At 71.4% G+C, this 13,302-nt stretch carries 11 protein-coding genes; 8 read left to right on the forward strand and 3 right to left on the reverse strand.

From position 1 onward, the window contains the following. Positions 1-91: 91 nt before the first annotated feature. Positions 92-871 carry a PepSY domain-containing protein gene (locus tag ACIBLA_RS28865; protein WP_363241325.1) on the forward strand — a complete coding sequence of 260 codons (780 nt, stop codon included), beginning with the start codon at positions 92-94 and terminating at the stop codon, positions 869-871. Positions 872-976: 105 nt separating this feature from the next. Here the strand turns inward: ACIBLA_RS28865 and meaB are convergent, their stop codons facing one another. Both meaB and ACIBLA_RS28875 read right to left on the reverse strand, forming a co-directional pair. Beyond that, positions 977-1,936 (reverse strand): methylmalonyl Co-A mutase-associated GTPase MeaB, encoded by a 960-nt coding sequence (gene meaB / locus ACIBLA_RS28870; protein WP_399200324.1) that lies wholly within the window; start codon positions 1,934-1,936, stop codon positions 977-979. A gap of 59 nt (positions 1,937-1,995) precedes the next feature. Further along, positions 1,996-3,198 (reverse strand): acetyl-CoA C-acetyltransferase, encoded by a 1,203-nt coding sequence (locus ACIBLA_RS28875; protein WP_363241323.1) that lies wholly within the window; start codon positions 3,196-3,198, stop codon positions 1,996-1,998. A gap of 141 nt (positions 3,199-3,339) precedes the next feature. On the opposite strand from ACIBLA_RS28875, the gene mce reads away from it, so the two are divergent. The 7 genes from mce (at position 3,340) to ACIBLA_RS28910 (ending at position 12,823) form a co-directional block, all read left to right on the forward strand. Beyond that, positions 3,340-3,777: a methylmalonyl-CoA epimerase gene (gene mce / locus ACIBLA_RS28880; RefSeq protein ID WP_363241322.1), complete on the forward strand. Its 438-nt coding sequence runs from the start codon at positions 3,340-3,342 to the stop codon at positions 3,775-3,777. A 168-nt stretch (positions 3,778-3,945) separates the two neighbouring features. Then, positions 3,946-7,686 (forward strand): polarized growth protein Scy, encoded by a 3,741-nt coding sequence (scy, locus tag ACIBLA_RS28885; protein ID WP_399200325.1) that lies wholly within the window; start codon positions 3,946-3,948, stop codon positions 7,684-7,686. A gap of 114 nt (positions 7,687-7,800) precedes the next feature. Then, positions 7,801-8,739 carry a cellulose-binding protein gene (locus ACIBLA_RS28890; protein WP_363241320.1) on the forward strand — a complete coding sequence of 313 codons (939 nt, stop codon included), beginning with the start codon at positions 7,801-7,803 and terminating at the stop codon, positions 8,737-8,739. Between the two features lie 106 nt (positions 8,740-8,845). Next, complete coding sequence (locus ACIBLA_RS28895; protein WP_363241319.1) at positions 8,846-9,832, forward strand: ATP-binding cassette domain-containing protein; 987 nt, start codon at positions 8,846-8,848, stop codon at positions 9,830-9,832. A 3-nt stretch (positions 9,833-9,835) separates the two neighbouring features. After that, on the forward strand, positions 9,836-10,615 hold the full coding sequence (locus ACIBLA_RS28900; RefSeq protein WP_363241318.1) for an ABC transporter permease subunit: 780 nt from the start codon (positions 9,836-9,838) through the stop codon (positions 10,613-10,615). 157 nt (positions 10,616-10,772) lie between these two features. Further along, positions 10,773-11,981, forward strand: a complete 1,209-nt coding sequence (locus ACIBLA_RS28905; protein ID WP_363241317.1) for an ATP-binding cassette domain-containing protein — start codon at positions 10,773-10,775, stop codon at positions 11,979-11,981. Beyond that, positions 11,978-12,823, forward strand: coding sequence for an ABC transporter permease subunit (locus ACIBLA_RS28910; RefSeq protein ID WP_363241316.1), 846 nt, complete (start codon positions 11,978-11,980; stop codon positions 12,821-12,823). Before ACIBLA_RS28905 ends, ACIBLA_RS28910 begins: the two co-directional genes overlap by 4 nt. A gap of 36 nt (positions 12,824-12,859) precedes the next feature. Here the strand turns inward: ACIBLA_RS28910 and ACIBLA_RS28915 are convergent, their stop codons facing one another. Next, positions 12,860-13,189, reverse strand: coding sequence for an ATP/GTP-binding protein (locus ACIBLA_RS28915; protein ID WP_363241315.1), 330 nt, complete (start codon positions 13,187-13,189; stop codon positions 12,860-12,862). Positions 13,190-13,302: the final 113 nt, after the last annotated feature.

Raw genomic sequence — 13,302 nt, forward strand, 5'->3', positions numbered from 1 at the left:
CTGAAGATCACTTCAGGTGGCTTCAGGCTGCGTTCAGCTTCGCTCAGCCAGATTGAGGTCAAGCGAAACGGCCCGACGGGGAGGAACCCTCATGAAGCGCAATCTTGTCATCGCCTGCGTCACCACCGCGGCTCTGATCGGCGGCGGTACGTACACCGCGGTCGCCATGGGCGGCACCGGCGGCGGCGCGGACACCGCACCGAAGACCGTTTCCTCGGCGTCGCTGGTGAGCGGCGGGGACGACCGGGACGACGACCGCGACGACGACAGGGACGACCGTAACGGCGACACCCGGCCGACAGGCTCGAAGGTCACCGCCGAACAGGCCGCGGCGGCGGCGCTGAAGCAGCATCCGGGCAAGGTGGAGTCCGTCGAGCTGGACGACGACGATGACGACGACGGCCCGTCCGCCGGCCGGCACTGGGAGGTCGACGTCATCGGCCAGGACGGCAAGTGGCACGACCTGCGGGTCGACGCGTCGACCGGCGCGGTCCGCGCGGACAACGACGACAGGGACGACGACGATGACGACGACGACCGTAACGAGCGTGCCGCGGTGCGCGGCGCCGCGGTCGACGCGCAGGGGGCGGCGGCAGCCGCGCTGAAGAAGCACCCCGGCGCCGTGACGTCGATCGACGCGGACGACGACGACCGCAAGGCCGACCACTGGGAGGTGACGGTGCGGGGCGACGACGGCCGTTCGCACGCGGTGACGGTCGACATGTCCTCCGGCGCGGTGGCGGCGGACCGGGACGACGACAGCGACGGCCGGGACGACCACGCGGACGACAAGGACGACGACCGGGACGACGACCACGGCCGGGACGACGACCACGACGACCGCGGTGACGACGACGGCGACGACGACTGACGTCTCGCGTACGGCACTTGACGCCTGAGCCCTCGGCCGGGCATCCGCCCGGAACAGCCGGTGGCAGAGGACACATCCCCCCTCCTCTGCCACCGGCATTCGGTGTTACTTACCCGTCAGCCCCGCCACCAGTTCGTCCGCCGCCGCGTACGGGTCGAGTTCGCCGGCCACGATCCGCCGCGCCAGCGCCCCCAGGCGCCGGTCGCCGCGCAGGTCGCCGATGCGTTCGCGGAGGGCCGTGACGGCGATGGTCTCCACCTCGTGGGCCGCGCGCCGGGCCCGCCGTTCGGTGAGGACGTCGTGCTTCTCCAGCCACGCGCGGTGCTTCTCCAGCGCGTCGACCACCTCGTCGATGCCCTCGTTGCGCGCCGCCACGGTCTTCACGATCGGCGGGCGCCAGTCGCCGGGGTCGCGGGCCTCGCCGAGGCCGAGCATGTGGTTCAGCTCGCGGGCGGTCGCGTCGGCGCCGTCCCGGTCCGCCTTGTTGACGACGTAGAGGTCACCGATCTCCAGGATCCCGGCCTTGGCCGCCTGGATGCCGTCCCCCATGCCGGGCGCGAGCAGCACCACCGAGGTGTCCGCCTGCGAGGCGATCTCCACCTCCGACTGCCCGACCCCCACGGTCTCCACCAGGATCACGTTGCAGCCGGCCGCGTCCAGCACCCGGATCGCCTGCGGCGCCGACCAGGCGAGCCCGCCGAGATGGCCGCGCGTCGCCATGGAGCGGATGTAGACGCCGGGGTCCGACGCGTGGTCGGACATCCGGACCCGGTCGCCGAGCAGCGCTCCCCCGGAGAAGGGGGACGACGGGTCGACGGCCAGTACGCCGACGCGCTTGCCCGCCTTCCGGTACGCGGCCACCAGCGCGGACGTCGACGTCGACTTTCCGACACCGGGCGACCCGGTGAGCCCGACGACGTACGCGCCGCCGGTCAGCGGTGCCAGCGCCGCCATCACCTCGCGCAGTTGCGGCGACGCCCCTTCCACCAGTGAGATCAGCCGGGCCACCGCCCTGGGCCGGCCCTCCCGTGCCTGGGCCACCAGTTGGGGGACGTCCACCGTCATCCGTACCGCGCTCCGTTTCCTGCTTGCCGAAAGGTCCCTGCCGACGTCGTGCCGAGCGCCTACGCCTTCGGCACCCGCACGATCAGCGCGTCGCCCTGTCCGCCGCCGCCGCACAGCGCCGCCGCGCCGACGCCGCCGCCGCGCCGCCGGAGTTCGAGCGCCAGGTGCAGCACCAGCCGGGCGCCGGACATACCGATCGGGTGGCCCAGCGCGATGGCGCCGCCGTTCACGTTCACCTTTTCAGGGGACACCCCCAGCTCCTTGGTCGACTGGACGGCGACCGCGGCGAAGGCCTCGTTCATCTCGATCAGGTCCAGGTCCTCGACGGCGATGCCCTCCTTCTTCAGGGCGTGCCGGATCGCGTTCGCGGGCTGCGACTGGAGCGAGTTGTCCGGCCCCGCCACATTGCCGTGCGCGCCGATCTCCGCGATCCACTCCAGGCCCAGCTCCACTGCCTTGGCCTTGCTCATGACCACGACGGCCGCCGCGCCGTCGGAGATCTGCGACGAGGAACCCGCCGTGATCGTGCCGTCCTTGGCGAAGGCGGGCCGCAGCCGGCCCAGGGACTCGGTGGTGGTCTCGGGGCGGATGCCCTCGTCCTGGTCGAAGACCACCGGGTCGCCCTTGCGCTGCGGGATCTCGACGGGCGTGATCTCGGCCTGGAAGACACCGTTCTTCTGCGCGGCGGCGGCCCGCTGGTGGGACTGTGCCGCGACCTCGTCCTGCTCCGGCCTGGCGATGGCGAGGCGGGTGTTGTGCTTCTCGGTGGAGGCGCCCATCGCGATGGACTCGAACGGGTCGGTCAGACCGTCGTACGCCATCGCGTCCAGCATCTCGATCGCGCCGTACTTGTAGCCCTCGCGGGACTTCGGCAGCAGATGCGGCGCGTTGGTCATGGACTCCTGGCCGCCGGCGACCACGATGTCGAACTCGCCCGCGCGGATCAGCTGGTCGGCCAGCGCGATCGCGTCGAGGCCGGAGAGGCAGACCTTGTTGATGGTGAGCGCGGGGACGTCCATCGGGATGCCGGCCTTGACCGCCGCCTGGCGGGCCGGGATCTGCCCCGCGCCGGCCTGGAGCACCTGTCCCATGATCACGTACTGCACCTGCTCGCCGGTGACGCCGGCCCGCTCCAGCGCGGCCTTGATGGCGAAGCCGCCGAGGTCGGCACCGGAGAAGGACTTCAGCGATCCGAGCAGCCTGCCCATGGGCGTACGGGCACCGGCGACGATGACGGAAGTGGTGGTGTTCGAATCCGGCATGAGATGCGACCCCTTTGCCTGACGTTTGAGGGTTAACGAGGGTTCACCAAATGTACTGAGCGCACAGGTCCCGGGTCACCCGGCCGTGAGTGTGACAGCGCGCACGTTGCGTAACCGCCTCGTTGGCGCTGCACTGTGCGCATGCTGACGCGAATCGACCACATCGGAATCGCCTGCCACGATCTCGACGCGACCGTCGAGTTCTACCGGGCGACCTACGGCTTCGAGGTGTTCCACACCGAGATCAACGAGGAGCAGGGCGTACGGGAGGCCATGCTCAAGATCAACGAGACCTCGGACGGCGGGGCCTCCTACCTCCAGCTGCTCGAACCGGTCCGCGAGGACTCGGCCGTGGGCAAGTGGCTGGCCAAGAACGGCGAGGGCGTGCACCACATCGCCTTCGGCACCGCCGACGTCGACGGTGACTCGGAGGCCATCAGGGACAAGGGCGTGCGGGTCCTGTACGAGGAGCCGCGCTCCGGCTCGATGGGCTCGCGCATCACTTTCCTCCACCCCAAGGACTGTCACGGCGTCCTGACGGAACTCGTCACCTCGGCCGCGAAGCCCTCCGAGCACTGACCCGAACGATTCCCGGCCCGGTAGAGTGGGCCGCTCCGGGCCGGGGCCGGGTCGGGGCGGCGCCCCGGCCGATGATCTGTCACCATTCCCCGGGGGCCGTTCGCCCGTCGGGCGGTGTCGAATGCGGAGTTGCCAGAGTTGCGACCAGGGGACGGATGGGACCGCGCAGTGCGGGGCTACGAACGCCAGGAGAGCCACCGAGCTGACGACGACCACCTTTCGCGCTTCGAAGCCGAGATGGATCGGCTGAAGACCGCGCGGGAGAAGGCCGTCCAGCACGCCGAAGACCTCGGTTACCAGGTCGAAGTGCTGCGCGCGAAACTGCACGAGGCGCGCCGCAACCTCGTGTCCCGGCCCTCCTACGACAACGCCGACATCGGCTATCAGGCCGAGCAGATGCTCCGCAACGCGCAGATCCAGGCCGACCAGCTGCGCACCGACGCCGAGCGCGAGCTGCGCGACGCCCGTGCCCAGACCCAGCGCATCCTCCAGGAGCACGCCGAGCACCAGGCCAGGCTCCAGGCCGAGCTGCACGCCGAGGCCGTCCAGCGCCGCCAGCGGCTCGACCAGGAGCTGGCCGAGCGCCGCCAGACCGTCGAGTCGCACGTCAACGAGAACGTCGCCTGGGCCGAGCAGCTGCGCGGCCGTACGGAGACCCAGGCCCGCAGACTGCTCGACGAGTCCCGCAACGAGGCCGAGAAGTCCCTGGCCGCCGCCCGCGCCGAGGCCACCCGCGTCGCCGAGGAGGCCCGCCGTAGGCTCGGCGCCGAGTCCGAGACGGCCCGCGCCGAGGCCGAAGCGATTCTGCAGCGCGCCCGCAAGGACGCCGAGCGGCTGCTCAACGCCGCGTCCACGCAGGCGCAGGAGGCCACCAGCCACGCCGAGCAGCTCCGTACGACGACGACGGCCGAGTCCGACCAGGCGCGCCAGCAGGCCGGCGAGCTGAGCCGGTCGGCCGAAGCACGCATACAGGAGGCGGACGAGCGGCTGCGCGAGGCCCGCGCCGAGGCCGAGAAGCTCGTCGCCGAGGCCAAGGAGACCGCGGTCAAGCGGCTGGCCGGCGCCGAGACCCAGTACGAACAGCGCACCCGTACCGCCAAGTCCGAGATCGCCCGGCTCGTCGGCGAGGCGACGAAGGAGTCGGAGGCGCTGAAGGCGGAGGCCGACCAGGCGCTCGCCGACGCCCGCGCCGAGGCCGAGAAGCTGGTCTCCGAGGCCGCCGAGAAGGCCCGTACGGCCGCCGCGGAGGACACCGCGGCCCAGCTCGCCAAGGCGGCCCGCTCGGCCGAGGAAGTCCTCACCAAGGCGTCCGAGGACGCCAGGGCCACCACCCGCGCCGCGAGCGAGGAGGCCGAGCGTATCCGCCGCGAGGCCGACGCCGAGGCGGACCGGCTGCGCGGCGAGGCGGCCGAGCAGGCCGACCAGCTCAAGGGCGCGGCCAAGGACGACACCAAGGAGTACCGCGCCAAGACGGTCGAGCTCCAGGAGGAGGCGCGCCGGCTGCGCGGCGAGGCTGAGACGCTGCGGTCCGAGGCCGTCGCCGAGGGCGAGCGCATCCGGAGCGAGGCGCGCCGCGAGGCCGTCCAGCAGATCGAGGAGGCGGCCAGCACCGCCGAGGAGCTGCTGACGAAGTCCCGCGCCGACGCCGACGAGATGCGCGCCACCGCGTCCACGGACAGCGAGCGCGTCCGTACGGAGGCCATCGAGCGCGCCACGACGCTCCGCAGGCAGGCCGAGGAGACCCTGGAGCGCAGCCGCGCCGAGGCGGACCGGCTGCGCGCGGAGGGCGAGGAGCAGGCCGAGGCGACCAAGACCGCCGCCGAGCAGGCGGCGGCCGAGCTGCGCGAGGAGACCGAGCGCGGTGTCGAGGCCCGCAAGGCGGACGCCGCCGACGAACTGACCCGGCTGCACACCGAGGCCGAACAGCGCCTGAGCGGCGCCGAGTCGGCGCTCACCGACGCGCGCGGCGAGAGCGAGCGGATCCGCCGCGAGGCCGCCGAGGAGACGGAGCGGCTGCGCGCGGAGGCCGCCGAGCGGCTGCGTACGCTCCAGGCCCAGGCCGAGAAGGAGGCCGAGCGGCTGCGGGACGAGGCGGCCGAGGACGCCGGCCGGTCACGCGCGGAGGGCGAGTCCGCGGCCGTACGGCTGCGGGACGAGGCCGCCCAGGAGGCGGAGCGGGTCAAGTCCGAGGCCCAGGTGAGCGCCGACAGGCTGCGCGCCGAGGCCGCCGCCGCGGCCGAGCGCGTGGGGACCGAGGCGGCCGAGGCGCTGGACGCCGCGCGGGAGGAGGCGACCCGCCGCCGCCGTGAGGCCGAGGAGCTGCTGTCCGCGGCCCGTACGGAGGCGGACCAGGAGCGCGTGCGGGCCCGCGAGCAGAGCGAGGAGCTGCTGGCCTCGGCCCGTAAGCGGGTCGACGAGGCGCAGACGGAGGCGGCGCGGCTGGTCGAGGAGGCCGACTTCCGCGCCACGGAGATGGTCTCGGCCGCCGAGCAGACGGCGCAGCAGGTACGGGACTCGGTGGCCGGGCTGCACGACCAGGCCGAGCAGGAGATCGCCGGACTGCGCTCCGCCGCCGAGCACGCCGCGGACCGGACGAAGGCCGAGGCGCAGGAGGAGGCGGACCGGGTCCGCTCCGACGCGTACGCGGAGCGCGAGCGCGCCGCGGAGGACGCGGCACGCCTGCGTAGCCGCGCCCACGAGGAGACGGACGCCGCCCGGGCGCTGGCCCAGAGCACCGTCGGCGAGGCGGTCGCTGAGGCGGAGCGGCTGCGCGCGGAGAGCGCCGACTACGCGCAGCGCCTGCGGACCGAGGCGTCGGACTCGCTGGCCGCCGCCGAGCAGGACGGGGCCCGCGCCCGCCAGGAGGCGCGCGACGACGCCAACCGCATCCGGAGCGACGCCGCGGAGCAGGCGGACCGGCTGATCGGCGAGGCGTCGAGCGAGTCGGAGCGGATGCGCGCCGAGGCCGCCGAGACCGTCAACTCGGCCCAGCGGGCGGCCGAACGGCTCCGCGCGGAGGCCGCGCAGATCAGGTCGGACGCCGAGGCCATGTCCGAACGGACCGTCAGCGAGGCGATCACGGAGTCGGACCGGCTGCTCGACGACGCCCGCGCGAACGCGTCCAAGCGCCGCGCCGACGCGGCCGAGCAGGCCGACCAGCTCATCAACAAGGCCCAGGAGGAGGCGTTGCGCGCCGCCACCGAGGCCGAGACGCAGGCCGACACGATGGTGGGCGCCGCCCGCTCCGAGGCCGCACGGATCACGGCGGACGCCACGGTCGAGGGCAACTCCCTGGTGGAGAGGGCCCGTACGGACGCCGACGAACTGCTCGTCGGGGCTCGCAGGGACGCCACGTCCATCCGTGAGCGCACCGAGGAGCTGCGGGCACGGGTCGAGGGCGAGATCGACCAGCTCCACGAGCGCGCGCGCCGCGAGACGGCCGAGCAGATGAAGAACGCGGGCGAACGCGTCGACAAACTGGTCAGGGCGGCCACCGAACAGCAGGCGGAGGCCGAGCAGAAGGCCAAGTCCCTGGTGGCGGAGGCGGGTTCGGAAGCGAGCAAGGTCCGGATCGCGGCGGTCAAGAAGGCCGAGGGACTGCTGAAGGAAGCGGAGCAGAAGAAGGCCGAACTGACCCGCGAGGGCCAGAGATTGCTCGCCGACGCCGAGGCGGAGGCCGCCCGCACCGTCGAGGAGGGCCGTCGTGAACTCGACGTCCTGGTACGCAGGCGCGAGGACATCCAGGCCGAAATCTCCCGTGTCCAGGACGTGCTGGAGGCGCTGGAGTCCTTCGAGACTCCGGGCGCGAGCGGCAAGAGTGGTTCAGCCGGAGCCTCCGGCGGGGGTAGCGTCAAGGCGGGCGCGGCAGCAGGCGTTACCCGTTCGGGTGGCAAGCCGTCCGACAGTTAGCCACTCAAAAGGCTGGACATTCTCCAGATCAAACCGGCATCCGCTCGATGACACGCCGCTTCGGCCCCTAGGATTCCCCCTATCACCTCACCGGTCTCATTCGACAGGAACCCCATGAGCGACACTTCCTCCCCATTCGGCTTCGAGCTCGTGCGGCGTGGTTACGACCGCGGTCAGGTGGATGACCGCATTACCAAACTCGTCGCCGACCGTGACAGCGCTCTCGCACGGATCACCGCACTGGAAAAGCGCATCGAGGAGCTCCACCTCGAAACGCAGAACGCTCAGGCCCAGGTCACCGACGCGGAGCCGTCGTACGCCGGCCTGGGTGCACGCGTTGAGAAGATCCTCCGCCTCGCCGAGGAGGAGGCGAAGGACCTGCGCGAAGAGGCTCGTCGCGCGGCCGAACAGCACCGTGAGCTGGCCGAGTCGGCGGCCCAGCAGGTGCGCAACGACGCCGAGGCGTTCTCCGTCGACCGCAAGGCGAAGGCCGAGGACGAGGGCGTCCGTATCGTCGAGAAGGCGAAGGGCGAGGCCCAGACGCTGCGCTCCGAGGCGCAGAAGGACGCGCAGCAGAAGCGCGAGGAGGCGGACGCGCTCTTCGAGGAGACCCGCGCCAAGGCCGCCCAGGCCGCCGCGGACTTCGAGACGAACCTCGCCAAGCGGCGTGAGCAGTCCGAGCGTGACCTGGCCTCGCGTCAGGCGAAGGCCGAGAAGCGCCTGGCGGAGATCGAGCACCGCGCGGAGCAGCTGCGGCTGGAGGCGGAGAAGCTCCGTACGGACGCGGAGCGTCGTGCCCGTCAGACGGTGGAGACCGCGCAGCGCCAGGCCGAGGACATCGTGGCCGACGCGAACGCCAAGGCCGACCGGATCCGCAGCGAATCGGAGCGCGAGCTGGCGGCGCTCACCAACCGCCGCGACTCGATCAACGCCCAGCTGACCAACGTCCGCGAGATGCTGGCCACGCTGACCGGTGCGGCTGTCGCCGCGGCGGGTACGCCGGCCGAGGACGAGCCGATCTCCCGCGGTGTTCCGGCGCAGCAGTCGCGCTAGTTGTTCGGCGGCCGGAGCGGCGAACAGTCCGTTCCACTCGTAACGATCGTGCAAGCCCCCCGCCACCGGAGTGGCGGGGGGCTTTGCGCACCCATAGGTTGTCCGAATGATCGAGGTCGAAGGGCTCACCAAACGTTTCGGGAAGAAGATCGCTGTCGACCACCTCTCCTTCCAGGTCCGGCCAGGAGTGGTGACGGGTTTTCTGGGACCCAACGGAGCCGGTAAGTCGACCACCATGCGCATGATGCTCGACCTGGACATCCCGACCGGTGGCTCGGTCCGGATCGACGGGAAGCACTACCGCGAGCTGGAAGAGCCGGTGAAGTACATCGGCGCGCTGCTCGACGCGAAGGCGATGCACGGGGGCCGCAGCGCGTACAACAACCTCCTGTGCCTGGCCCAGAGCAACCGCATCCCGGTGCGCCGGGTCAATGAAGTCCTCGACACCGTCGGTCTGACGGCCGTGGCCAAGCAGAAGTCGAAGGGCTTCTCGCTCGGTATGGGCCAGCGGCTGGGCATCGCGGCGGCGCTGCTCGGTGACCCCGAGATCCTGATGTTCGACGAGCCCGTGAACGGTCTGGACCCCGAGGGTATTCACTGGATCCGCAATCTGATGAAGACCCTCGCCAACCAGGGCCGGACGATCTTCGTCTCCAGCCATCTGATGAGTGAAATGGCGCTGACCGCCGACCACTTGATCGTGATCGGCCAGGGCAAGCTCCTGGCGAACACCTCGATGGCCGACTTCATCCACGAGAACTCGCGCAGTTTCGTACGGCTCCGCTCCCCGCAGCGGGAGCAGGCGCGCGACGCGCTGCACGAGGGCGGTTTCGCCGTCACCGAGGCGGCCGACGGCACGCTGGAGATCGACGGCTCCACCGCCGAGGAGATCGGCGACCTGGCCGCCCGGCACCACCTCACGCTGCACGAGCTCAGCTCCCAACGCGCCTCGCTGGAAGAGGCGTTCATGCAGATGACGGCCGAGTCGGTCGAGTACCACGCCCATTCCGGCGGCGACGGAGCCGCCCCGGCGGCCAACACCGCTCCGGGTCCCCGGTGGGGACAGCACGACAACCAGGGCAAGGGAGCCTGACCCATGGCATCGGTACCAGCGGTCCTCAAGTCCGAGTGGACCAAGATCCGTACGGTCTCCTCCACGATCTGGACGCTCGCCGTCGCTTTCCTCGTGACCGTGGCCATGGGCTTCGCGCTGTCGTTGCTGCTCGGCTCCACGTTCGACGATCTGTCGCAGGCCGAGCGCATCACCTTCGACCCGACGTTCGTGAGCTTCTCCGGGATGATCCTCGGCCAGCTGGCGATGGTGGTCTTCGGTGTCCTGGTCGTCGGCTCGGAGTACAGCTCGGGCATGATCCGCACCTCGCTGGCCGCCGTACCGCAGCGCGGGACGTTCCTCTTCAGCAAGCTCCTGGTCGCCGGGGCGCTGGCCCTGGTGGTGGGGCTCATCACCGGCTTCGTCTCCTTCTTCCTCGGCCAGGCGGCGCTCGGCGACCACGGGACGACCCTCGGTGAGCCGAACGTGCTGCGCGCGGTCATCGGCAGCGGTCTCTACATGGGGCTGATCGCGCTGTTCTCGATGGGCGTCGCGGCGATGCTGCGCAGCTCGATGCTGTCGCTCGGCATCCTGATGCCGTTCTTCTTCCTCGTCTCGCAGATCCTCGCCTCGGTACCGAAGGCGAAAGAGGTCGCCAAGTACTTCCCCGACCAGGCGGGCGCCAAGATCATGCAGGTGGTTCCCGGCGCGCTGAACTCGGGCAAGAGCCCGTACACCCCTTGGGAAGGCATGGGGATCATGGTGCTGTGGGTGATCGCCGCACTGCTCGGCGGCTACCTCGTACTGAAGAAGCGCGACGCCTGATTCCCGCCCCCGAACACCTCCTCGCCGCCGCCGCTCCGACACAACGACTTGGCCGGAACCGTCAAGGGCCGGATATCCTCCTAACTCTTACGGGGGCCTTCGGCCCGGAGCGGCCACTGCCCCGACCACCTGACTGAACTGTCGATGGGGCTGGAGAATGATCGAGGCAGTCGGCCTGACGAAGCGCTACGGCGCCAAGACGGCCGTGTACAACCTTTCCTTCCAGGTGAGGCCCGGTACCGTCACCGGGTTCCTTGGCCCCAACGGTTCCGGCAAGTCGACGACGATGCGCATGATCCTCGGTCTCGACCGGCCGACCGCCGGGCATGTGACCGTCGGTGGCCATCCCTTCCGGGGGCTGCCCAACGCGCCCCGTCAGGTCGGCGCGCTCCTCGACGCCAAGGCGGTGCACGGCGGGCGCAGCGCGCGCAACCACCTGCTGTCGCTCGCGCAGCTCTCCGGCATCCCGGCGGCGCGGGTGGACGAGGTACTGGGCGTGGTGGGCCTCCAGGACGTGGCCCGGCGCCGTTCCAGCGGCTACTCCCTCGGTATGGGCCAGCGGCTCGGCATCGCCGCCGCGCTGCTCGGCGACCCGCAGGTGCTGCTCTTCGACGAGCCGGTGAACGGCCTCGACCCCGAGGGCATCCTCTGGGTGCGCAATCTGATGAAGCAGCTGGCGTCCGAGGGCCGTACGGTCTTCGTCTCCTCGCATCTGATGAGCGAGATGGCCGTGACCGCCGAGCATCTGATCGTGATCGGGCGCGGGCAGCTGCTCTCCGACATGAGCGTCAGGGACTTCATCTCGCACAACTCGGCGGACTTCGCTCGGGTCCGCCCCGCGGGGACCGACCCCGAGGCGCGCGAGAAGCTGGTCGCGGCGCTCGGCGAGGCGGGCGGCCAGGTGCTGTCCGAGCCGGACGGCGCGCTGCGGGTGACCGGGCTGCCGCTGCCCCGCATCAGCGATCTGGCGCACGAGTCGGACGTACGGCTCTGGGAGCTGTCGCCGCACCAGGCGTCGCTGGAGGAGGCGTACATGCGGCTGACGCAGAGCGCCGTGGACTACCGGTCGACGACCGACCAGCTCGCCGGTTTCGCCCCGCCGCCGCAGCCGGGTTACGGCGTGCAGCTGTACGAGCCGCCGGTGGTGCCCGAGGTGCCGACACAGGGCTGGTACGCGCCGCCGCCGCCCGGCGAGAACCCGTACGCGACGGACGCCGTCGCCGCGCCGGCCGCCGATCCCGCGAAGCCCGCGCCGCTCGCGAAGCCCACCGGGGGTGCGGGCGACGAGGCCAGGGCCGAGGCCCGGCCCCTGCCCGCGCCCGAGCCCACCGAGACCAAGCCCGAGACCACCGAGGACGCCCGATGACCGCCCCGCACGAGCAGCAGGCCCCGATCTGGCAGGGCGGGCAGCCCCTGGGGACGTACACCTCGCCGATCCCGGTCCGCCCGGCCACCCTCGGCGACGCCGTGGCCTCGGAGTGGACCAAGATCCGTTCGGTCCGCTCGACCATGTGGACACTCGGCGTCATGATCGTCCTGATGCTGGGCATCGGCACGCTGGTGGCCTGGGGTCTCTCCCTCACGGAGGCCTCTCTCAGCGGGGAGTCCGCGCTGCCGCTGGGCTTCTTCGGCGTACTGCTGGGCTCGATCTGTGTGATCACCCTCGGTGTGCTGACGATCGCGTCCGAGTACGGCACGGGCATGATCCGCACCACCCTCACCGCCTGCCCCAGCCGGGGCCGGGTGCTGGCGGCGAAGTCGATCGTCTTCTTCCTGCTCGTCCTCACGATCACCACGCTGACCGCCGCCCTGACGGGCGTCCTCCAGGTCGCGCTGCTGGGCGGTCGCACGCCCACCGGCGGGGAGTGGCTGCGGGCCACGCTCGGGGTCGGCCTCTACATGGCGCTGATGGGCCTGCTGGCGCTGGCCGTCGGTGCGCTCATCCGGCACTCGGCGGGCGCGATCACCCTCATGATCGGGGTGGTGCTGCTGCCTCTGGTGCTGGCGATGTTCATGTTCTCGTCGTCGCTGGCCAAGGTGCAGCAGGCTCTCTTCGAGTACTCGATCCCGAGTCAGATCGCGGTGCTCTACGAGGCCTCGATGACCGGCTCGGGGCCGAGCGGCTGGGACCCGCTGTTCATCGCGACGGGGGTCACGGCCGTGGTCATGGCCTTCGCCTTCCTCGCGCTCGACCGGCGTGACGTGTAGGGGCTGTCGGGCCGACGCCAACAGGTCGCCCGCGCATCAGAACTTCGGCGCGTTGCGGGACCGCTGCACCCGGGAGGTGCGGCGGTCCTTCGCGTTCCAGCACGCCTTGTGCCAGTGCCGCCGGTCGTCCACGCCGCCGTACTCCGGCCACGCCACCACGTGCGGCACACCCGAGGGGATCTCCTGGTCGCAACCGGGGCAGCGGTACCGCTTGCCCGCGGCGGTCGCGCCGGCCACGTTGCGCACCGCCCACTCCTCGCCCTGCCAGGACTCGGTCCGCTGGAAGCTGCCGTACCGGTCCGACGCCTCACCTGCGTTGTCGGTCGGGCTCTCGCCGCCTCGGGGGCGGTTGCGGCGCGGGGACACGTGACACCTCACGGGGCAGACAGCATGGTTCCCCTCCAGCGTACGGGCCGCTCTCCCGGTGCCGTGCCCGCACGGCGTGAGACCGTGGGCACCCGCACGGTGGAGTTAGCGGA

This window comes from Streptomyces sp. NPDC050433, from assembly GCF_044458565.1.
Lineage (GTDB): Bacteria > Actinomycetota > Actinomycetes > Streptomycetales > Streptomycetaceae > Streptomyces.